Below are 22,431 nucleotides of genomic sequence, written 5' to 3'. Positions count from 1 at the left end.
CCTACGTCCGGGTTTCCCCGTGATTGCGGACGCGGGCTGTCAACGCTCGCCCAGCTTGTGCCGTGCCGCGTACAGGCAAACCATCTCCATCGCCAGGGTCGCGCCGGCCAGGGCGGTGATCTCGGCGCTATCGTAGGGCGGCGCGACTTCCACCACATCCATCCCCACCAGGTTGATGCCACGCAATGCGCGGAGGATTTCCAGCGCCTGGTGCGAGCTCAGCCCGCCGCACACCGGTGTGCCGGTGCCCGGGGCGAAAGCCGGGTCAAGGCAGTCGATGTCGAAGGTCAGGTACACCGGGTTGTCGCCGACCCGCGCACGGATGCGCTCGGCGATGGCTTGCGGCGAGTTGCGATGGACTTCGCGGGCGTCCAGCACCTGGAAGCCCATCACGTCGTCGTTGGTGGTGCGCAGCCCGACCTGCACCGAGCGCGACGGGTCGACCAGTCCCTCGCGGGCCGCGTGGTAGAACATGGTGCCGTGGTCGATGCGCTGGCAGTCCTCGTCGGGCCAGGTGTCGCTGTGCGCGTCGAAGTGGATCAGCGACAGCGGGCCGTGCTTCTTCGCGTGGGCCTTGAGCAGCGGGTAGCTGATGAAGTGGTCGCCGCCCAGGGTCAGCAGCGCGCAACCGGCATCGAGGATGCGCGCGGCGTGGGCTTCGATGACTTCCGGGGTTTCCTGCGGCACGCCGTGGTCGAAGGAGCAGTCGCCGTAGTCGATCACCGCCAGGTGGTCGAAGGGGTCGAACTCCCAGGGGAAGTGCCGGGCCCACGCCATCTGCACCGAGGCGGCACGAATCGCGCGCGGGCCGAAGCGGCTGCCGGGGCGGTTGGTGGTGGCGGTGTCGAACGGCACACCGCTGACCACCAGGTCAACGCCGCGCAGGTCGCGGCTGTAGCGGCGGCGCATGAAGCTGGTAATGCCGGCATAAGTGGATTCGGCAGCGGTGCCGTAAAGGCTGTTGCGGGTGATGGCCTGGTCGTTGTCGTTAGCGAGATCCATGGCTTCCTCATCTTGGTTATCGGTGGGTCACGGTGTTCGGGGACGGTCCACAACGTAGGGCGCATAACCTGGAACAGGTTATGCGCCAGCCCTGTTTCGGCTCGGCGGATAACGCTGGCGCGTTATGCACCCTACGAAAGGTTCCAGGTCAGCTACGGGTGCGGAACGCCGACCACAGCCGCGTGCGGTCGCGCTGTTGCTTGAGCGTCAGCAATTGCTCGCCGAACAACTTCTGGCGCATCGCCGCCGGCGGGTAGATGTCCGGGTCGCCTGCCACGTCAGCGTTGAGCAGCGGCGTGGCCTTCTGGTTGGCGTTGGCGAAATACAGGGTGTTGGTCAGCTCGGCGATGGACTCCGGGCGCAGCATGAAGTCGATGAAGGCGCGGGCTTCCTGCGGGTGGGGGGCGTCCACCGGGATGGCCATGGTGTCGAACCAGATCAGCGTGCCCTCCTTGGGTATCCGGTAGATCACCTCGAACGTCTTGTTCGCCTGCTTCGCTTGCGCGGCGCCCATCAGCGCGTCGCCGGTGTAGGTCAGCGCGACGCACAGCGAACCGTTGGCCAGGTCATTGATGTGCTTGCCGCTGGCGATGTAGCGAACGTTGGGTTGCAGCTTGGCCAGCAACTCGCGCACCTGGGCAAGGTCGGCCGGCTCGGTGCTGTAGGGCGACTTGCCCAGGTAGTTCAGCGCCACGCTGATGACTTCCTGGGGCGAATCGATCAGCGAGATGCCGCAGTCAGCCAGGCGGCTGGCGTACTCGGGCTTGAACAGCAGGTCGAGGCTATCCAGCGGCGCATCGGGAATGCGCTTGAGCACCGCGTCCTTGTTGATCGCCAGGCCCACAGTGCCCCAGGTGTAGGGCACGCCGAAGCGGTTGCCCGGATCGATGGTTGCGAGTTTCGCCAGCAGTTCCGGATCGAGGTTGGCGAAGTTCTTCAGCTGCCCATCGTCCACCGGCTGCACGGCCTTGGCCTGGATGGCGCGGGCCAGCCCGCTGCTGGCCGGGAAGACGACGTCATAGCCGCTGCGGCCGGTCATCAGCTTGCTGTCGAGCACCTCGGCGCTGTCGAAGGTGTCGTATTTGACGCGGATGCCGGTTTCCTTCTGGAAGCGTTGCAGCGCATCCGCGCCGACATAATCCGCCCAGTTGTACAGGTTGAGCACCCGCTCCTGCGCCTGCAGGGGCACAGCCAGCGCCACGGCCAGCGCCGCGAGAGTCGCCCGGAAGAACACACGCATGATCATCGCCTCGGAGTTGTTGTGGTTATGGGGCGAGCATGGGCTGGGCTTTACTTTGCAAAAATACAAAGTTAATTACTTTGGCATTTCATCAGAACAATGTTTGGAGACGACCATGCTCAGCCAATTGCGCGATCTCGACCTGCAGTTGCTGCGTCTGTTCGTCACCGTGGTCGAATGCGGCGGCTTCAGCGCCGCACAGGGCGAGCTGGGGCTGAGCCAGCCAAGCATCAGCATCCAGATGGCCAAGCTGGAGACGCGCCTGGGCTACCGCCTGTGCGAACGCGGCAAGGGCGGCTTCCGCCTGACGCCCAAGGGTGAGCACCTGTTGCAGGCGACGCGGCGGCTGTTCCTGTCCATCGAGGACTTCCGCGACGAGGCGCGCGGGGTGGCCGACAAACTGCTCGGCGAGGTGCGCATCGGCCTGTCGGAAAGCCTCGAAGAGAGCGTGCTGGCGCGGCTGTCCGAGGCCATCCGGCGCTTCCGCCAGCGCAACGAGGCGGTCACCCTCGACCTGCTCACCGCCACGCCCGCCGAACTGGAACGCCTGCTCCTGCAGGACCGGCTGCACCTGGCGGTCGGCTACTTCGCCGGAACCCAGGCCGCGTTGCAGCACCGCACCTTGTTCATTGAACCGCAGGGGCTGTACTGCGGCACCGGCCACCCGGCCTTCAAGGAAAGGAAGCCGACCCGTGATTCCCTCGCGGACGCCGATCAGGTGCTGCACCCCTACCGCTTCATCGCCGCCGACGAACCGTTGCAGACCAGCCGCAGCAGCGCACGCTGCGAGCAGGTGGACGGCAGCCTGGCCTTCATCCTCTCCGGCGCGCACATCGGCTATCTGCCCCGGCACGTCGCCCAGCCCTGGATCGAACGCGGCCAATTGCGTGAACTGCTGCCCGGCGAGTTGGGTTTCGACGTAGCCTTCAGCCTGACGCGACATCGCGGTCGCCATCCCGGCGACGCCGAACAGGCTTTCGTCAGCGACCTGCTGGCAGCCTTCGGTCAGCACGCGGCAGATTGACGCAGGAGCAGCAGGGGAACCCGACCGCTCTGGCGCAGTCCCAAGCGGCCGATCACTTCTTGTGACAGCTCGTCGGGCATCGCCTCGGGCTGCGCCGGAAGCTTTCCGCTATCATGCCCGCCACCCCTGTAGTCCGCGAGATGTCCATGCGCCGCCTGCTTACCCTGCTCCTGCTCCTCGTCGCCCTGCCCGCCTCCGCCGGCCTGTTCGACAAACCCGCCGACAAGGGCGGCTTCGCCGTCGGGCAACCGACCAAGGGCGACTTCCTGCCGGTGGCCGAGGCCTTCCGCGTCAGCGTCGAGGACAGCGACAGCCAGCAGGTGAAACTGCGCTTCATCAACGCCGACGGCTACTACCTGTACCAGCACCGGTTCAGCTTCAAGGTCGAGCCCGCCGACAGCGGCGTGAGCGTCGGCGAAGTGAAGCTGCCGCCGGGCAAGCAGCACCACGACGATTATTTCGGCGACACCGTCGTCTACTACGCCATCACCGATATCGACGTGCCGCTGGTCAACCCGCAGCACAAACCCTTCACTCTGGTCGTCAACTACCAGGGCTGCGCCGACAAGGGCCTGTGCTACGCGCCGGAAACCACCCGCCTGCAGATCGCCGACGGCCAGGCCGCCAGCGTCGTGGCCGGCGCCGCGCCCTCTGCCGCCGCCCAGTCCGCCTCCAGCGCGGGCAACCCGCTGGCCAGCCTGCTGGGCGACCACGAGCCGGGCAAGATCAAGAAACTCGGCCGCGCGCTGGTGATCTTCTTCCTGCTGGGCCTGGCGCTGACCTTTACCCCCTGCGTGCTGCCGATGCTGCCGATCCTCTCCGGCGTGGTCCTGCGCGGCCGTCCGGGTGGCATGCGCGGCCTGGCACTGTCGCTGGCCTACGTGCTGCCGATGGCCGCCTGCTACGCGGTGCTCGGCACGCTGATGGGCCTGTTCGGCGCCAAGCTCAACCTGCAGGCGATGCTGCAGTCGCCCTGGGTGCTGATTCCCTTCGCGGCGTTCTTCGTGGTCTTCGCCGTCGCCATGTTCGGCGTGTTCGAAATGCGCCTGCCGGGCTTCCTGCGCGAACGCCTGGACAACATGGCCAACAACACCCGAGGCGGCTCCATCGCCGGCGCAGCGACCCTCGGCGTGCTCTCCAGCCTGCTCGTATCGCCCTGCGTCACCGCTCCGCTGGCCGGCCTGCTGCTCTATATCAGCAGCACCGGTGATGCAGTGGGCGGCGGCCTGCTGCTGTTCTCCCTCGGCCTGGGCATGGGCACGCCGCTGGTGATCTTCGCCGTCGGCGGTGGGGCACTGCTGCCCAAGAGCGGCGCCTGGATGAACGGCGTGCGCAACGTCTTCGGCGTGATGCTGCTGGCAGTGGCCATCTGGATGCTCGAACGACTGGTCTCCGGCCCAGTAGCGCTGACGCTCTGGGGCACCCTTGCCGGCGGCGTCGCCCTGGCCATCGGCACCCTCGAACTGGGGCCGAAGAAGCCGTTGCAGCGCCTTGGGCAACTGTTTGGCCTGATGCTGCTGGTCTACGCCGTGGCCGCCTGGACCGGTGCCCTGCGCGGTGAGTCCGACCCTCTGCACCCGCTGGGCCGCAACGGTCAGCGCATCCATGCCGGCCCACCCAGTTCCACGCCTGGCGACTGGCAGAACATCACCAGCCCCGCGCAGCTCAATGCCGCCCTGGCCAGTGCCCGGTCCGCCGGCCGCCCGGTACTGCTGGACTGGTACGCCGACTGGTGCATCAGCTGCAAGATCATCGAGCGCCAGGTACTGCCGGCGCCGGAGGTCCAGTCGCAGCTGCCCGGCTTCGTCCTGTTGCGTTTCGACATGACCGCCAGCACCGAAGAACAGCGCGCCCTGCTCGACCGCTACAACCTGTTCGGCCCGCCCGCGCTGCTGTTCTTCTCGCCAAAAGGCGACGAATGGAGCGATCTGCGCATCATCGGCGAGACCGATGCCGCCACCCTCGCCGACCGTCTCAAACAGGCGGGAACGCGCTCCTGAGCAGCGTTTGACTGCAACGGTTTTGCCGTAATCGGCTGGCAACATGCTGACATCTACGGCAAAACCCGCATGACTGGACAGTCACGCCGGCTTTCCGGCATAGTCCCGCCCTATCTTTATCCCGCCAAGAACAAGGACTACAGCATCCAGATGGCGACCTTACTGGTACTGCACGGGCCCAACCTCAACCTGCTGGGCACCCGCGAGCCCGACAAGTACGGCTCCGTCACCCTTGAGCAGATCAACCAGGACCTGGAGCGCCGCGCCCGCGAGGCCGGCCACCACCTGATGCACCTGCAGAGCAACGCCGAGTACGAACTGATCGACCGGATCCACGCCGCGCGCAACGAAGGCGTGGACTTCATCCTGATCAATCCGGCCGCTTTTACGCATACAAGTGTCGCTCTACGTGACGCATTGCTCGCAGTGAGCATCCCATTCATCGAAGTGCACCTCTCCAACGTGCACAAACGTGAACCTTTCCGGCATCACTCCTACTTCTCCGACGTGGCGGTAGGGGTGATCTGCGGTCTGGGAGCCACAGGCTACCGCCTGGCCCTGGAATCCGCCCTCGAACAACTTGAACGCCCGTGACCTCACCTGGGAGAGCGAACACTGATGGACATCCGTAAAGTCAAGAAACTGATCGAACTGCTCGAAGAATCCGGTATCGACGAACTGGAGATCAAAGAGGGCGAAGAGTCCGTACGCATCAGCCGCCACAGCAAGACCGCCGCCCAGCCGATCTATGCCGCCGCTCCTGCCTACGCCCCCGCCCCGGCGCCTGCCGCCGCTCCGGTCGCTGCTGCCGCTCCGGCCGCTGAAGCCGCCCCGGCTGCGCAGAACCTCGCCGGCGCCGTGCGCTCGCCGATGGTCGGCACCTTCTACCGCGCTGCCTCGCCGACTTCCGCCAACTTCGTCGAAGTCGGCCAGAGCGTGAAGAAAGGCGACATCCTCTGCATCGTCGAAGCCATGAAGATGATGAACCACATCGAGGCCGAGACCAGCGGCGTGATCGGTCAGATCCTCGTGGAGAACGGTCAGCCGGTCGAGTTCGACCAGCCCCTGTTCACCATCGTTTAAAGCGCGGGGAGCCTGCGATGTTGGAAAAAGTACTGATCGCCAACCGCGGCGAAATTGCGCTGCGCATCCTGCGCGCGTGCAAGGAGCTGGGCATCAAGACAGTGGCCGTGCACTCGACCGCCGACCGTGAGCTGATGCACCTGTCGCTGGCCGACGAAGCGGTCTGTATCGGTCCGGCCCCGGCCGCGCAGTCCTACCTGCACATCCCGGCGATCATCGCCGCGGCCGAGGTCACCGGCGCCGTGGGTATCCACCCCGGCTACGGCTTCCTCGCCGAGAACGCCGACTTCGCCGAGCAGGTCGAACGCTCCGGCTTCACCTTCATCGGCCCGAGCGCCGACGTCATCCGCCTGATGGGTGACAAGGTGTCCGCCAAGGACGCCATGAAGAAAGCCGGCGTGCCGACCGTACCGGGCTCCGACGGCCCGCTGCCGGAAGACGAAGAGACCGCACTGGCCATCGCCCGCGAAGTGGGTTACCCGGTGATCATCAAGGCCGCCGGTGGCGGTGGTGGTCGCGGCATGCGCGTGGTGCACCACGAGGAAGACCTGATCAAGTCCGCCAAGCTGACCCGCACCGAAGCGGGCGCGGCCTTCGGCAACTCGATGGTCTACCTGGAGAAGTTCCTGACCAACCCGCGTCACGTGGAAGTCCAGGTCCTCTCCGACGGCCAGGGCAACGCCATCCACCTGGGCGACCGCGACTGCTCCCTGCAGCGTCGTCACCAGAAGGTCCTGGAAGAAGCCCCAGCCCCGGGCATCGACGAGAAGGCCCGCGCCGAAGTGCTGGCCCGCTGCGTCCAGGCCTGCGTGGAAATCGGCTACCGTGGCGCCGGCACCTTCGAGTTCCTCTACGAGAACGGCCGCTTCTACTTCATCGAGATGAACACCCGCGTCCAGGTGGAGCATCCGGTGTCGGAGATGGTCACCGGCATCGACATCGTCAAGGAGATGCTCAGCATCGCCTCGGGCAACAAGCTGTCGTTCAAGCAGGAGGACGTGGTCATCCGTGGCCATGCGCTGGAATGCCGGATCAACGCCGAAGACCCGAAGACCTTCATGCCAAGCCCCGGCAAGGTGAAGCACTTCCACGCACCGGGCGGCAATGGCGTGCGTGTGGATTCGCACCTGTACAGCGGCTACGCAGTACCGCCGAACTACGACTCGCTGGTGGGCAAGATCATCACCTACGGCAAGGACCGCGATGAAGCCATGGCGCGCATGCGCAACGCGCTGGACGAGCTGATCGTCGATGGCATCAAGACCAACACCGAGCTGCACAAGGAGTTGGTCCGCGATAAAGAGTTCTGCAAGGGTGGCGTGAACATCCACTACCTGGAGAAGAAGCTGGGCATGGACAAGCACTAAGCGCCTGTCGAAAGCTGCTTCGCCTCCACCACAAGGGCTGCCTCCGGGCGGCCCTTGTGCTTTGCGGCTCCTGCCCGCTGGCATGGCAAGGTGCCGTGCAGTAAGCTTGCCGCCTTTATCTGCGGGCCGCCCAGGCGGTCCGTTGTCTTTTCCAGCGCCATCCCTGCACGATCGAGGTACCGCCCCATGCCCTGGCTCCAAGTCCGACTCGCCATCACCCCGGATCAGGCGGAAACCTATGAAGATGCGCTGCTGGAAGTCGGCGCTGTATCGGTGACCTTCATGGATGCCGAAGACCAGCCGATCTTCGAGCCGGACCTGGGCACCACGCCGCTGTGGAGCCACACCCACCTGCTCGCGCTGTTCGAGGCGGACACCGACGAAACCTCGCTGATCGCCCATCTGACCCTGCTGACCGGCGGCGAACTGCCCCAGCACCAGATCGAGCACATCGCGGACCAGGACTGGGAACGCAGCTGGATGGACAACTTCAAGCCCATGCGTTTCGGCCGCCGCCTGTGGATCGTCCCCAGCTGGCACGACGCCCCGGAACCGCAAGCGGTGAACCTGCTGCTCGACCCCGGCCTGGCCTTCGGCACCGGCACCCACCCGACCACCGCGCTCTGCCTGGAATGGCTCGACGGCCAGGAACTGGCCGGCCAGCAGGTGCTGGATTTCGGCTGCGGCTCGGGCATCCTCGCCATCGCCGCCCTGCTGCTGGGGGCCGAACAGGCGGTGGGTACCGACATCGACCCGCAGGCGCTGGAAGCCTCCCGCGACAACGCCTCGCGCAACGGCATCGACCCGGCGAAATTCCCCGTCTACCTGCCCGCTGATCTGCCGAAGGAACCAGCGGACGTCCTGGTGGCGAACATTCTGGCAGGCCCGCTGGTCACATTGGCAGAACAGCTCACCGGGCTGGTGAAGTCCGGTGGCCTGCTGGCCCTCTCGGGCATCCTCGCCGAGCAGGCCGAGGAAGTGCGCGCCGCCTATGCCGGCGCCTTCGACCTCGACCCGACCGCCGAGCGCGATGGCTGGATCCGCATCAGCGGCCGCCGCCGCTGAGTGCCCGCTGTACGGGGCTTGAGTTAGACTAACCGCCAGATTTTTCCGCCGGACCGCCGCATGAGCGACAGCTTCATCACACAGTGCCCCCATTGCCAGACCCGATTCCGCGTCAACGCGGCGCAATTGGGCGCGGCCAGCGGTGCTGTGCGCTGCGGAACCTGCCTGAAAGTGTTCAGCGCACCGCAGAACATGGTGGGCGAGCCGCCCCAGGGGCCGGCAGTGGCTGCCACCGCGGCACCGCCCATCGAAGCCGCCAAACCGGCATCTGCCCCGGAGCCGGTCGTGCAAGCGGCTCCAGCCAAAGCTCCGGAGCCGGTCGCCTCTGCGCCGATTCCCGCGCCGGCTTTCAGCACTTTCACCCCCGAAAAGCCCGCCACAGTGAGTGTCCCCGGCACCGCCACCCTTGGCTGGCCGCTGGCGCCCCACGCCGCGCGGCACTCCAGCGATGTGGCGGAAAAGCCCGCCATCACCGAAGCGAAGGTGGAAGCAAAACCAACACCGGCCCCCGAACCCGCCCCGACCATTGCCGCGACCACGGTGATCGCCCCGGCGGCAACCGTGATCAGCGAGCCAGCCAAGCCCGCCCCGATGACGGCAAGGAAAGACGAGACGCTGTGGATCCACGACGATCTCGACCTGGATAGCCTCAATCTCGACGAGGAGCTGGCAAAGCTCGACGAGTTCGAGCTGTCCCAGGAATTTCTCAGCATCGAACGCGCGCCGCGCCCCAGCGAAGCCCTGCAGACGCGCCAGGAAGAGAAGCGCGACCCGCACGACGAACGCTGGGCCGAAGCCCTGATCGAAGAGGAACAGAAAGGCGCCAGCCGTGTGTCCCGCCAGGAGCCCAGCCTCGGCCAACTGCCCGCCGATGAGCCGGAGGAGCCGCTCGCCAGCGCACGCCTGGTAGCTGACCAGGAGCCCGAGCCGGAAGAGGCAGAGGACGAACCGGCGCACGAACCGCGCATCGACCCCGCCCCCCTGCGCGCCGAGACCGACGACGAGAAGCTCCCTGCCTTCAGCGCCCGCCGCGATGACGACGAGCCCGATGCCGTCGACGATGAGGACGAAGAGCCGCCGCTGGCCGACCAGCGCGCCGACAGCCGCCGCGCCGAGCCGGGGCTGGGTAGCGACGGTCTGCACGACCTGAGCGACGAACCGCTGCAACTGGACTGGCAGAAACCCAAGAGCCGCTGGGGCCGCCGCCTGTTCTGGCTGCTGCTGGTGCTGCTGGCCCTGGCCGGCCTCGCTGGCCAGTACATCGCCTATCACTTCGACGAACTGGCCCGCCAGGACCAGTACCGTCCCTGGTTCGCCCAGGCCTGCCCGGAGCTGGGTTGCACCCTGCCTTCCAAGGTCGACGTGGAGCAGATCCGCAGCAGCAACCTGGTGGTGCGCAGCCACCCGGACTTCAGCGGCGCACTGGTCGTGGACGCGATCATCTACAACCGCGCGAACTTCTCCCAGCCCTTCCCGCTGCTGGAAATGCGCTTCGCCGACCTCAACGGCCAGCTGATCGCCAGCCGCCGTTTCAAGCCCAGCGAATACCTCTCCGGCGAGCTGGCCGGGCAGAGCGAGATGCCGCCGCAGACGCCGATCCACATCTCCCTGGACATCCTCGACCCGGGCCCGAAAGCGGTGAACTACAGCCTGAGCTTCCACTCACCGGAATGACCCCGCGGGTAGCTCAAAGCGCCTGAGAGCGCCAGTTCCGCTCGTCTTCCTACCTTGGGTACTAAGCCCGAAGCTGTTCAGAATTTATCCAAAATCGCCTTTATCCGGTCATCGAGAGCGGGTATCATGCCCTCCCTTTTTTGCTAGCACCGGTGGCAGGCCCCGAAACGCATCCGCGAGTGGTACAACGCGCGGCGCCTCGGTGTTCCCGCCCCATTGACCATGGAAATCCAGTCGGTGGTACGCATCGGCTCCTACACACTGCCCAACAGACTGATCCTGGCCCCGATGGCCGGCGTCACCGATCGTCCGTTCCGCCAGCTGTGCCGCCGCCTCGGCGCCGGCATGGTGGTATCGGAGATGGTCACCAGTGACGTCCGCCTGTGGAACAGCCGCAAGTCGCGCCTGCGCCTGCAGCACGACAACGAAGATCAGCCGCGTTCGGTGCAGATCGCCGGCGGCGACCCGCAGATGCTCGCGGAAGCTGCCCAGCGCAATGTGGAGCTCGGCGCCCAGATCATCGACATCAACATGGGCTGTCCGGCAAAGAAGGTGTGCAACAAGGCCGCGGGTTCGGCGCTGATGAAGGATGAACGGCTGGTGGCCGACATCCTCGAGGCGGTGGTCGCGGCGGTAGAGGTTCCCGTCACCCTGAAGATTCGCACCGGTTGGGACCGGTCGAACAAGAACGGTGTGACGGTGGCGCGGATCGCCGAGCAGTCGGGCATCCAGGCGCTGGCGGTACACGGCAGGACCCGTGCCGACCTCTACACCGGCGAAGCAGAGTACGAAACCATCGCGGCGATCAAGCAGGCGGTTTCGATTCCGGTCTTCGCCAACGGTGATATCGATTCACCGCGCAAGGCACGGCAGGTATTCGAACAGACGGGCGTGGATGCCCTGCTGATCGGCCGCGCCGCCCAGGGCAATCCCTGGATCTTCCGCGAGATCGATCATTACCTGAGCACCGGCGAGCTATTGCCGGCGCCGAGTCTGCACGAGGTGCAGAGCATCCTGCTCGAACACCTCGCTGCATTGCATGCGTTTTATGGGGAGGAAATGGGTGTGCGCATTGCCCGCAAGCATGTGGGCTGGTACCTCGCAACCCAACCGGGCGCGGCGGAGTTCCGCGCCCAGTTCAATCGTTTGCAGGACACGGATGCACAGAGCGCCAGCGTCAGGCAGTTCTTCGCCGAGCGCCACAATAACGGAGAAGGGGTGGCCGCATGACAACGATGACCGAGACATTAGTGAGTGGAATGACACCCGTGAGCGACAACGCCAACCTTAAACAGCACCTGACCACTCCGACGCAGGAGGGCCAGACCCTCCGCGACAGCGTGGAAAAGGCACTGCATAACTATTTCGCCCATCTCGAAGGGCAGCCGGTCACGGACGTGTACAACATGGTGCTTTGCGAAGTCGAAGCGCCGCTGCTGGAAACCGTCATGAACCACGTGAAGGGTAACCAGACCAAAGCCTCCGAACTGCTGGGGCTGAACCGCGGGACCCTGCGCAAGAAACTCAAGCAGTACGATCTTCTCTGACAGGTGGCAGGCGCGGGCCCGCGACCGCAAGGTCAGCCGGGCCCACGCCTGACACGCGAAAAGCCCGAAGCCTTTGTGGAAGCCGTTATGACCGACCAAACCACCCGCCTGCCCGTCCGCCGTGCGCTGATCAGCGTTTCCGACAAGACCGGCGTCGTCGATTTCGCCCGTGAGCTGGCAGCCCTCGGCGTGGAGATCCTCTCCACCGGCGGCACCTACAAGCTGCTCAAGGACAATGGCATCGCCGCCGTGGAAGTGGCCGACTACACCGGCTTCCCGGAGATGATGGACGGCCGCGTGAAGACCCTGCACCCGAAGATCCACGGCGGCATCCTCGGCCGTCGCGACCTCGACGGCGCGGTGATGGAGCAGCACGGCATCAAGCCGATCGACCTGGTGGCGGTCAACCTCTACCCGTTCGAAGCGACCGTGGCCAAGGCCGACTGCGACCTGCCGACCGCCATCGAGAACATCGACATCGGCGGCCCGACCATGGTTCGTTCCGCAGCGAAGAATCACAAGGACGTCGCCATCGTGGTCAATGCCGGTGACTACGCCGGCATCGTCGAAGCCCTGAAGGCCGGCGGCCTGACCTACGCCCAGCGCTTCGACCTGGCCCTGAAGGCCTTCGAGCACACCTCGGCCTATGACGGCATGATCGCCAACTACCTGGGCACCATCGACCAGGCGCGCGACACCCTGTCCACCGCCGACCGCGGCGCCTTCCCGCGTACCTTCAACAGCCAGTTCATCAAGGCGCAGGAGATGCGCTACGGCGAGAACCCGCACCAGAGCGCGGCGTTCTACGTCGAGGCGAAGAAGGGCGAGGCCAGCGTCTCCACCGCCATCCAGCTGCAGGGCAAGGAGCTGTCGTTCAACAACGTGGCCGACACCGACGCCGCGCTGGAGTGCGTGAAGAGCTTCGTCAAGCCGGCCTGCGTCATCGTCAAGCACGCCAACCCGTGCGGCGTGGCCGTGGTTCCGGAGAACGAAGGCGGCATCCGCAAGGCCTATGACCTGGCCTACGCCACCGACACCGAGTCGGCCTTCGGCGGCATCATCGCCTTCAACCGCGAGCTGGACGGCGAGACCGCCCAGGCCATCGTCGAGCGTCAGTTCGTCGAAGTGATCATCGCCCCGAAAATCTCCGAAGCCGCCCGCGCCGTCGTCGCCGCCAAGGCCAACGTGCGCCTGCTGGAATGCGGCGAGTGGCCGGCCGAGCGTGCGCCGGGCTGGGACTTCAAGCGCGTCAACGGTGGCCTGCTGGTACAGAGCCGCGACATCGGCATGATCACCGCCGATGACCTGAAGATCGTCACTCAGCGCGCCCCGAGCGAGCAGGAAATCCATGACCTGATCTTCGCCTGGAAAGTGGCCAAGTTCGTCAAATCCAACGCCATCGTCTACGCCAAGGCGCGCCAGACCGTCGGCGTCGGCGCCGGCCAGATGAGCCGCGTGAACTCCGCCCGCATCGCCGCCATCAAGGCCGAGCACGCTGGCCTGGAAGTGAAGGGTGCAGTCATGGCTTCCGACGCCTTCTTCCCGTTCCGCGACGGCATCGACAACGCTGCCAAGGCCGGGATCACCGCAGTGATCCAGCCGGGTGGTTCGATGCGTGACAACGAAGTGATCGCCGCTGCCGACGAAGCCGGCATTGCCATGGTCTTCACCGGCATGCGCCACTTCCGCCACTAAGGTGGATCGGACGCGCTGAAGCAGGTATCTGCTGCGTTGCCCGAACGTTCCCCAATGCTCATTGCCAGAAGGCAACTCCGCTTGGTGAACGCTCGGGCGCCTTGCATCTACCCGCTTCATCGCGCCCCTTGAGATCGATTGATTAAAAGCGCGATTCGGTCGTGAAGCTTTCGTAGGTTGGGTGGAGCGAAGCGATACCCAACGATCCGGCACTGCCGGAACTGTTCAGGAGAACTCCAATGAACGTACTCATCATCGGCAGCGGCGGTCGCGAGCACGCGCTGGCCTGGAAGGTCGCGCAGGATTCGCGCGTGCAGAAGGTCTTCGTCGCACCGGGCAACGCCGGCACCGCCACCGAAGCCAAGTGCGAGAACGTCGCCATCGACGTACTGGCCCTGGAAGAACTGGCTGATTTCGCCGCGAAGAACGTGCAACTGACCATCGTCGGCCCCGAGGCTCCGCTGGTCAAAGGCGTGGTCGATCTGTTCCGCAGCCGTGGCCTGGACATCTTCGGCCCCACCGCCGGCGCCGCCCAGCTGGAAGGCTCCAAGGCCTTCACCAAGGACTTCCTCGCACGCCACCAGATCCCCACCGCCGACTACCAGAACTTCACCGAAGTCGAGCCGGCGCTGGCCTACCTGAAAGAGAAAGGCGCACCCATCGTGATCAAGGCCGACGGCCTGGCCGCGGGCAAGGGTGTGATCGTCGCCATGACCCTGGCCGAAGCCGAAGAAGCCGTGCGCGACATGCTCGCCGGCAACGCCTTCGGTGACGCCGGTTCGCGCGTGGTGATCGAAGAGTTCCTCGACGGCGAGGAAGCCAGCTTCATCGTCATGGTCGACGGCCAGAACGTGCTGCCCATGGCCACCAGCCAGGACCACAAGCGCGTCGGTGACGGCGACAGCGGCCCGAACACCGGCGGCATGGGCGCTTACTCGCCCGCACCGGTGGTGACTGCCGACGTGCACCAGCGCGTGATGGACGAAGTGATCTACCCGACCGTGCGCGGCATGGCCGAGGAAGGCAACGTCTACACCGGCTTCCTGTATGCCGGCCTGATGATCGACAAGAGCGGCAAGCCGAAGGTCATCGAGTTCAACTGCCGCTTCGGCGATCCGGAGACCCAGCCGATCATGGTCCGCCTGGAAAGCTCCCTGGTCCTGCTGGTCGAAGCTGCGCTGGCCAAGGCGCTGGACAAGGTCGAAGCCACCTGGGACCCACGTCCCACCGTGGGCGTGGTGATCGCCGCGGGCGGCTACCCGGGCGACTACGCCAAGGGTGACGTCATCGAAGGCCTGGACGAAGCCGCCAAGCTCGACGGCAAGGTGTTCCACGCCGGCACCGCGCTCAAGGACGGTCAGATCGTCACCGCCGGCGGCCGCGTACTGTGCGCCACGGCCATTGGCCCAACCGTTTCCTCCGCGCAGCAACAGGCTTACCGCCTGGCCGAGAAGATTCGCTGGAACGGCAGCTTCTACCGCACCGACATCGGTTATCGCGCCATCGCCCGCGAGCGCGGCGAAGGCTGATCCGACGGCCGGAGGCGTCCCTCGTCGGACGCCTCCGCTGCACCGGTCCCCGCGTGCACGGGTGGATTACGGCCTTCAGCACACTTGGCTATAATCCGCCCACTCACTACCGAAGGGACTTCGCCGTGCGTCGGCTCTGGACTGCCACAGGACTCCTCGTCAGCTTGCTGCTGGCCGCTCTGGTCTGTCTTCCGACCTACGCGGCAAGCCAGGATCCCGGCTGGTCCCAGCTCCACGACAGTGACGCCCGCCTGCAGCTGCAGGACGTAATCTCCCCGCGCTACCGCACCCTCTTCAGCCCCCTCGACATCAACGACCTGCACGCCCCCGCCGGCCCCGGCGCGACCTGGCTGCACTTCCGTCTTCCCGCCAGCGACGAGCCCCAGCAACTGCGCCTGTTCGCGCCGAGCCTGGACAGCTTCGAGATGTTCATTCTCGACGGGCAGAAGGTGCTCGAGCAGAAGAGCGCCGGCAACCTCTCCCCGGTGCAGCGCCCGCTGCTCAACAGTGACCTGATGATTCCCCTGCGCGCCGCCGCCGAGCCGCTGGACCTCTACCTGCGCCTCGCCTCGACGATGCCACTGCGGCCGAACATCAGCATCGAGGCCGCCGGCCAGCCGAGCAACGACCAGCGCCCGCTGCACTTCGGCGTGCTGATCGGCTGCCTGGCCATGCTGCTGGCCTACAACCTCGTGCGCTTCGCCTACACCCGCGTTGCCAGCGGACTGTGGCTGGCCGGCGTACACGCCAGCCTGCTGCTGGCCTGCCTCAACCTGTTCGGCCTGCTCAGCCCCTGGTACGGCAACAGCCAGTCGCTGCAGCCAATGGCCGCCCTGGCCTGCCTGGTGGTGACGCTGTTCTGCGCGCTGGGCTATACCGCCAGCTTCTTCTCGGGCCTCAGCCCGCGCCTGCCGCTCAGGCGCCTGCTGCTGGGCGGCACCGCCGCACTCGTGGTGCTGGGCATCGCGCTCAACCTGTTGTTCTCCCTGTCCGTCAGCAGCCTGGTGTACGGGCTGATCACCCTGGTGACCCTGGGCATGCTCGGCGTCGCGGTCTACTACTGGATCCACGCCTACCGGCCGGCGCGCCTGTTCGCTATCGGCATGGGCCTCTTCGTCGTGATCTGGTGCCTGTGCCTGCCGTCGCTGCTGGGCTACGCGGCGACCCGCGCCGAATGGCTCGGCAGCGGCCTGCTGGGGCTTTCGGCGGTGGTCGGCTTCCTGCTCAGCCTGGCCCTGGCCGAACGCCAGCGGAAGATCCAGAACGACCATTTCGCCGCCAGCCGCGTGCGTGCCGCCAACGTTGCCGAACTCAAGGCCAAGGGCGACTTCCTGGCCAAGATCAGCCACGAGATCCGCACCCCCATGAACGGCGTGCTGGGCATGACCGAGCTGCTGCTCGGCACCCCGCTCTCGGCCAAGCAGCGCGACTACGTACAGACCATCCACAGTGCGGGCAACGAGTTGCTCTCGCTGATCAACGAGATCCTCGACATCTCCAAGCTGGAATCCGGTCAGATCGAACTGGACGAGGTGCAGTTCGACCTCGGCGCGCTGATCGAGGACTGCCTGGCGATCTTCCGCGCCAAGGCTGAACAGCAGAAGGTCGAGCTGATCAGCTTCACCCAGCCGCAAGTGCCACGCATCATCAGTGGCGACCCGACGCGCCTGCGCCAGGCCGTGCTGAGCCTGCTGGACAATGCCTTCAAGCAGACCGACGAGGGCGAGATCCTTCTCGTCGTCGCCCTCGACGGCCCGGCCGAGCGCCCGCGCCTGCGCATCGCCGTGCAGGACAGCGGCAGGCCCCTGGACAGCGCCGACCGCCAGGCGCTGCTCACCGCCGAATTGCACAGCCGCGACTTCCTCTCCGCCACCCGCATGAGCAGCCGTCTCGGCCTGATCATCGCCCGCCAGCTGATCCGCCTGATGTCGGGCGACTTTGGAATAGAGAGCGGCATCGAGAGCGGCAACAGCGCCGAAGGCGCGGGCAACCTGCTGTGGCTCAGCCTGCCACTGGACCCACAGCAGATCGACCAGGCCGGCGCCGACCTCGACAGCCCGCTGCAGGGCGCACGCCTGCTGGTGGTGGACGACAACCAGACCTGCCGCAAGGTGGTGGTGCAGCAGTGCAGCGCCTGGGGCATGAACGTCAGCGCGGTGTCTTCGGGCAAGGAAGCGCTGGCCCAGTTGCGTACCAAGGCGCACCTGCGCGAGTACTTCGACGTGGTCCTGCTGGACCAGGACATGCCCGGCATGACCGGCATGCAGCTGGCCACCAAGATCCAGGAAGACCCGAACCTCAACCACGACATCCTGCTGATCATGCTCACCGGCATCAGCAACGCGCCGAGCAAGATCATCGCCCGCAACGCCGGGATCAAGCGCATCCTGGCCAAGCCGGTGGCCGGCTACACGCTCAAGGCGACCCTCGCCGAGGAGCTGTCGCAGCGCGGCCCGAGCGGCGTGAGCAACTACCTCTCGCCGACCAGCGAGCCGGTGTCCAACGTGCCGCCAAGCGACTTCCGCATCCTCGTCGCCGAGGACAACAGCATCTCCACCAAGGTCATCCGCGGCATGCTGAGCAAGCTCAATCTGCAACCGGATACCGCCAGCAATGGCGAGGAAGCCCTCGCCGCGATGAAGTCCACCCAGTACGACCTGGTGCTGATGGACTGCGAGATGCCGGTACTCGACGGCTTCTCCGCCACCGAGCGCCTGCGCGCCTGGGAAGCCAGCGAGCACCGCCCGCACACCCCGGTGGTGGCGCTCACCGCGCACATCCTCAGCGAGCACAAGGAACGCGCGCGACTGGTGGGCATGGACGGCCACATGGCCAAGCCGGTGGAGCTGTCGCAACTGCGCGAGCTGGTGGCCTACTGGGTCGGCGAACGTGATCGCCGCCTGCGCCAGCAGCAGAGCGATGCGCTGCCTTCCTGACCTGCCGCACTTCTTATCCCGGTGGGAGCGGATCAAGCACCACGCCGAGCTGCCAGGGGGCCTTGTAGGAGCGAGCTTGCTCGCGAACCCGCCTCACTCCGATGCCGCCGGCAAATCCGTTCGCGAGCAATAACGATGGCGTCCCCTCGCTTCTGCAGGCTCAGGATCACCTCCTACACAACCTGACGGCCCCAGCGGCAATTGCCCCGCCGCAATGCCACCCACCGTCCCACCCGCTATGCTTTGCCCAGCCGCGCCCTCTCAATCCGGACGAGTCGTTCCCATGCAAGCGATGTTCAGCGTGTACCTGAAGATGCTGGTGCTCTATAGCCCCTTCTTCGTGCTCTCCTGCTTCATCAGCCTGAACCGCGGCTTCGCCCCCCGCGACCGCAAGCGCATGGCCTGGCGCGTGGCCCTGGCGGCGCTGATCGCCAGCGTGCTGCTGTACCTGTTCGGCCGCTACATCTTCACGCTCTTCGGCATCACCGCCGACGCTTTCCGCATCGGCGCCGGCTCCGTGCTGTTCATCTCCGCGCTGGGCATGGCGCAAGGGCGCTCGGCAGTGCAGGCGGACAACGTGCAACAGGACGTCACCATCGTCCCGCTGACCATCCCCATCACCGTCGGCCCCGGCACCATCGGTGCGTTGCTGGTGATGGGCGTGAACCAGGACTGGGAGCACAAGCTGCTGTCCCTGGCGGCGATCTTCCTGGCCTGCCTGACCGTGGGTGTGACGCTCTACCTCTCCGACAAGATCGAGAAGGTCCTCGGCGAGCAGGGCCTGATGATCGTCAGCCGCCTGATGGGGCTGTTCGTCTGCGCCCTCGCCGCGCAGATCATCATGACCGGCGTGCGCGGCTACTTCATCCCGCAATGACGCGCTCCTTTGGGGAGCGCCGCGCACCATTTGGCGTTTGGCGCACCAAAGCTGCGCACTGAAAAACCTCACCAATACGACAGAAAATCGCGTTCAGCCCATCTGCGCCGAGGCTTTTGCCTGTTTGGCACGGATGCTGCGATGGCAGCTTCGATCCCGCTCAAGGATCGCCCCATTTCCGGGGAAGCTGCCGCCGACGGCAACTCCCCGCCCCTGGATAGCCAAGGAGGCTGCCGCGATGAAACGTCGTCCGCTGTTGCAAAGTACGCTGGCCGTGAGTGCCCTGCTGCTCACCGGTCTGTTCCCGTTCAGCACCCAGGCTGCCGAGACCATCAAGGTCGGCATCCTGCATTCGCTGTCCGGCACCATGGCGATCTCCGAGACCTCGCTCAAGGACATGGCGCTGATGACCATCGACGAGATCAACGCCAAGGGCGGGGTGAACGGCAAGAAGCTCGAAGCGGTGGTGGTCGACCCGGCCTCCAACTGGCCGCTGTTCGCCGAGAAGGCGCGCCAGCTGCTGACCCAGGACAAGGTCGCGGTGGTCTTCGGCTGCTGGACCAGCGTGTCGCGCAAGTCGGTGCTGCCGGTTTTCGAGGAACTCAACGGCCTGCTGTTCTACCCGGTGCAGTATGAGGGCGAGGAAATGTCGCCCAACGTCTTCTACACCGGCGCCGCGCCGAACCAACAGGCCATCCCGGCGGTGGAATACCTGATGAGCGAAGACGGCGGCGCTGCCAAGCGCTTCTTCCTGCTCGGCACCGACTACGTCTACCCGCGCACCACCAACAAGATCCTGCGCGCCTTCCTGCACAGCAAAGGCGTGGCCGACAAGGACATCCAGGAGGTCTACACGCCGTTCGGCCACAGCGACTACCAGACCATCGTCGCCGACATCAAGAAGTTCTCCGCCGGCGGCAAGACCGCGGTGATCTCCACCGTCAACGGCGACTCCAACGTGCCGTTCTACAAGGAACTGGCCAACCAGGGCCTGGAAGCCACCGAAGTGCCGGTGGTGGCCTTCTCCGTGGGCGAGGAGGAATTGCGCGGCATCGACACCAAGCCGCTGGTGGGCAACCTCGCCGCGTGGAACTACTTCGAGTCGGTGAAGAACCCGGAGAACACCAAGTTCGTCGCTGACTGGAAGGCCTACGCCAAGGCCAAGAACCTGCCCAACTACAGCACCGCCGTGACCAACGACCCGATGGAGGCCACCTACGTCGGCATCCACATGTGGGCGCAGGCCGTGCAGAAGGCCGGCAGCACCGACGTCGACAAGGTCCGCGAGGCCATGGGCGGGCAGACCTTCAAGGCGCCGTCGGGCTTCACCCTGACCATGGACAAGACCAACCACCACCTGCACAAGCCGGTGATGATCGGCGAGATCGAGGACAACGGTCAGTTCAACGTGGTCTGGAAGACCCCCGAGCCGATCCGCGCCCAACCGTGGAGCCCGTTCATTCCGGGCAACGACAAGAAGCCGGATTACGCGGTGCGTAGTAACTGAGTGCCAGTCCGCAAAGTCCCTCTCCCCAGCCCTCTCCCTGAAGGGAGAGGGAGCCGTTCGGCGCGTTGCCGATAGCACGGCGCGACCGGCCACTCCCGAGGCCGGCGGAACGTCACCTCTCCCTTCAGGGAGAGGGACAGGGAGAGGGCAAAACGCCCACACGGCTGCCCAGGGAATACGCCAATGCCCACTGCCTTGCTTCACCTTTTCCGTCACTTCGCCATTGCACTGGCCGCGCTGCTTCCACAGCTGGCTTTCGCAGGCCCCGCACAGGACTTCGCCAGTGCCGACAATGACGGCCGCGCGAAACTGCTTGAACAATGGGCCGCCGCGCCCGACGCCGATCGCCTGCCCCTGCTGGAGGCCATCCAGTCCGGCCGCCTGGCCCTCGACGCACAGAACCGCGCGTTTCTCCTGGGCGACGACCAGCAGTACCACGCCGCCGAGGGTGGCGCGGGACCGGTCGGTGAGCCCGACAAGCTGCGCCTGAACAATCGCCTGCGCGGCCTGGTGAATACCGCCATGGCCAGCCACCAGTTGGTCGCCGACAACGCCGAGGTGCGCCTGGAAGCCGCACGGCAGTTGCAGAAAAGCGCCCGTCCCGCGCAACGCACTCTCCTCGAATACCGCCTCAACGAAGAGTCCGACGACGGCGTCAAGGCCGCGCTGCAACTGGCCCTGGCCAACCTGCAGCTGGCCGATCCCGCGCCAGCAGTGCGCCTGTCCGCCGTACGCCTGCTCGGCGAATCCGGCGATCCGCAGGCACGCACCCGCCTGGAAAACCTCCTCGACCCCGCCGTGGAACCGGATGAGTCCGTGCGCACCGCCGCCGCCACCAGCCTCGGCCAGGTGAAGCGCCGGCTGCTGATGGGCGACCTGTTCGGCCAGGCCTTCAGCGGCCTGTCGCTGGGCTCGATCCTGCTGCTCGCCGCCCTGGGCCTGGCGATCACTTACGGGCTGCTCGGGGTGATCAACATGGCCCACGGCGAGATGCTGATGCTCGGCGCCTACTCCACCTACGTGGTGCAGTTGCTCTGCCAGCGTTACGCGCCCGGCGTGCTGGAGCTGTACCCGTTGCTGGCCTTGCCGGTGGCCTTCCTGGTCACTGCGTGCATCGGCATGGCGCTGGAGCGCACGGTGATCCGCCATCTCTACGGCCGCCCGCTGGAAACCCTGCTCGCCACCTGGGGCATCAGCCTGGTGCTGATCCAGCTGGTGCGCGTGCTGTTCGGCGCACAGAACGTCGAGGTCGCCAACCCGGCCTGGCTGTCCGGTGGTATCCAGGTGCTGCCCAACCTCGTGCTGCCGTGGAACCGCATCGTCATCATCGGCTTCGCGCTGTTCGTGCTGGCGCTTACCTGGCTGCTGCTCAACCGCACGCGGCTGGGCCTGAACGTGCGCGCCGTCACCCAGAACCGCAACATGGCTGCTTGCTGCGGCGTGCCCACCGGCCGCGTGGACATGCTCGCCTTCGGCCTCGGCTCGGGCATCGCCGGCCTCGGTGGCGTGGCGCTGTCGCAGGTCGGCAACGTCGGCCCGGACCTGGGCCAGAGCTACATCATCGATTCCTTCCTGGTGGTGGTGCTCGGCGGTGTTGGCCAGCTCGCCGGCAGCGTGTTCGCCGCCTTCGGCCTGGGCGTGGCGAACAAGATCCTCGAACCGCAGATCGGCGCGGTGCTGGGCAAGATCCTGATCCTCGCGCTGATCATCCTGTTCATCCAGAAACGTCCGCAGGGGCTCTTCGCTCTGAAAGGGAGGGTGATCGATTGATGAAGACTCCCATGCTCGAACTGACTGCTCTTGGTAGGAGCGAGCTTGCTCGCGAACCCGCCCAACTCCGAAGCCAACGGGAAACCTGTTCGCGAGCAAGCTCGCTCCTACAAGA

At 66.0% G+C, this 22,431-nt stretch carries 17 protein-coding genes and 1 pseudogene; 16 read left to right on the top strand and 2 right to left on the bottom strand.

Annotation, left to right across the window (positions count from 1 at the left end):
* Nucleotides 1-39: 39 nt before the first annotated feature.
* On the bottom strand, nt 40-1,002 hold the full coding sequence (speB, locus tag A6723_RS02415) for an agmatinase (RefSeq protein WP_054906438.1): 963 nt from the start codon (nt 1,000-1,002) through the stop codon (nt 40-42).
* Nucleotides 1,003-1,150: 148 nt separating this feature from the next.
* Complete coding sequence (locus A6723_RS02410; RefSeq protein WP_054906523.1) at nt 1,151-2,242, bottom strand: polyamine ABC transporter substrate-binding protein; 1,092 nt, start codon at nt 2,240-2,242, stop codon at nt 1,151-1,153.
* A gap of 115 nt (nt 2,243-2,357) precedes the next feature.
* Here A6723_RS02410 and A6723_RS02405 point away from each other — a divergent pair, with 115 nt between their 5' ends.
* The 16 genes and pseudogenes from A6723_RS02405 to urtB all read left to right on the top strand — a co-directional run bounded on the left by A6723_RS02405 (nt 2,358) and on the right by urtB (nt 22,316).
* The gene (locus A6723_RS02405; protein ID WP_054906437.1) at nt 2,358-3,266 is read left to right on the top strand and encodes a LysR family transcriptional regulator; all 909 of its coding nucleotides are present in this window, start codon (nt 2,358-2,360) and stop codon (nt 3,264-3,266) included.
* Between the two features lie 146 nt (nt 3,267-3,412).
* Nucleotides 3,413-5,266 (top strand): protein-disulfide reductase DsbD, encoded by a 1,854-nt coding sequence (locus tag A6723_RS02400; protein ID WP_054906436.1) that lies wholly within the window; start codon nt 3,413-3,415, stop codon nt 5,264-5,266.
* A gap of 150 nt (nt 5,267-5,416) precedes the next feature.
* Nucleotides 5,417-5,860, top strand: a complete 444-nt coding sequence (gene aroQ / locus A6723_RS02395; RefSeq protein WP_015479055.1) for a type II 3-dehydroquinate dehydratase — start codon at nt 5,417-5,419, stop codon at nt 5,858-5,860.
* 24 nt (nt 5,861-5,884) lie between these two features.
* Nucleotides 5,885-6,349 (top strand): acetyl-CoA carboxylase biotin carboxyl carrier protein, encoded by a 465-nt coding sequence (gene accB, locus A6723_RS02390; protein ID WP_054906435.1) that lies wholly within the window; start codon nt 5,885-5,887, stop codon nt 6,347-6,349.
* A 17-nt stretch (nt 6,350-6,366) separates the two neighbouring features.
* Nucleotides 6,367-7,716, top strand: coding sequence for an acetyl-CoA carboxylase biotin carboxylase subunit (gene accC / locus A6723_RS02385; RefSeq protein WP_054906434.1), 1,350 nt, complete (start codon nt 6,367-6,369; stop codon nt 7,714-7,716).
* Nucleotides 7,717-7,902: 186 nt separating this feature from the next.
* Complete coding sequence (gene prmA, locus A6723_RS02375; protein WP_054906432.1) at nt 7,903-8,781, top strand: 50S ribosomal protein L11 methyltransferase; 879 nt, start codon at nt 7,903-7,905, stop codon at nt 8,779-8,781.
* A 60-nt stretch (nt 8,782-8,841) separates the two neighbouring features.
* Nucleotides 8,842-8,913, top strand: a pseudogene (locus tag A6723_RS32615) (MJ0042-type zinc finger domain-containing protein); the annotation flags it as partial.
* A 318-nt stretch (nt 8,914-9,231) separates the two neighbouring features.
* A complete protein-coding gene (locus tag A6723_RS02370; RefSeq protein ID WP_064979560.1) occupies nt 9,232-10,455 on the top strand; it encodes a DUF3426 domain-containing protein in 1,224 nt (407 codons plus the stop codon).
* 222 nt (nt 10,456-10,677) lie between these two features.
* The gene (gene dusB / locus A6723_RS02365; RefSeq protein ID WP_037007535.1) at nt 10,678-11,685 is read left to right on the top strand and encodes a tRNA dihydrouridine synthase DusB; all 1,008 of its coding nucleotides are present in this window, start codon (nt 10,678-10,680) and stop codon (nt 11,683-11,685) included.
* Entirely contained in the window at nt 11,682-12,002 is a 321-nt protein-coding gene (fis, locus tag A6723_RS02360) for a DNA-binding transcriptional regulator Fis (protein ID WP_024766365.1), read from the top strand. Before dusB ends, fis begins: the two co-directional genes overlap by 4 nt.
* 87 nt (nt 12,003-12,089) lie before the next feature.
* Nucleotides 12,090-13,697 carry a bifunctional phosphoribosylaminoimidazolecarboxamide formyltransferase/IMP cyclohydrolase gene (gene purH, locus A6723_RS02355; protein WP_054906430.1) on the top strand — a complete coding sequence of 536 codons (1,608 nt, stop codon included), beginning with the start codon at nt 12,090-12,092 and terminating at the stop codon, nt 13,695-13,697.
* Nucleotides 13,698-13,936: 239 nt separating this feature from the next.
* The gene (purD, locus tag A6723_RS02350; protein WP_064979549.1) at nt 13,937-15,226 is read left to right on the top strand and encodes a phosphoribosylamine--glycine ligase; all 1,290 of its coding nucleotides are present in this window, start codon (nt 13,937-13,939) and stop codon (nt 15,224-15,226) included.
* Nucleotides 15,227-15,351: 125 nt separating this feature from the next.
* Nucleotides 15,352-18,162 (top strand): hybrid sensor histidine kinase/response regulator, encoded by a 2,811-nt coding sequence (locus A6723_RS02345; protein ID WP_054906425.1) that lies wholly within the window; start codon nt 15,352-15,354, stop codon nt 18,160-18,162.
* Nucleotides 18,163-18,445: 283 nt separating this feature from the next.
* Complete coding sequence (locus A6723_RS02340) at nt 18,446-19,039, top strand: MarC family protein (protein WP_054906424.1); 594 nt, start codon at nt 18,446-18,448, stop codon at nt 19,037-19,039.
* A 238-nt stretch (nt 19,040-19,277) separates the two neighbouring features.
* Complete coding sequence (urtA, locus tag A6723_RS02335; protein ID WP_054906423.1) at nt 19,278-20,546, top strand: urea ABC transporter substrate-binding protein; 1,269 nt, start codon at nt 19,278-19,280, stop codon at nt 20,544-20,546.
* A gap of 183 nt (nt 20,547-20,729) precedes the next feature.
* Complete coding sequence (gene urtB, locus A6723_RS02330) at nt 20,730-22,316, top strand: urea ABC transporter permease subunit UrtB (protein WP_054906422.1); 1,587 nt, start codon at nt 20,730-20,732, stop codon at nt 22,314-22,316.
* Nucleotides 22,317-22,431: the final 115 nt, after the last annotated feature.

Origin of the sequence: Pseudomonas sp. AU11447, from assembly GCF_001672555.2 — a bacterium.
Taxonomy (GTDB): Bacteria; Pseudomonadota; Gammaproteobacteria; order Pseudomonadales; family Pseudomonadaceae; genus Pseudomonas; species Pseudomonas nitroreducens.
The sequence above is the reverse complement of the archived record's forward strand: the minus strand, read 5'-3'. Positions and strand labels throughout refer to the sequence as shown.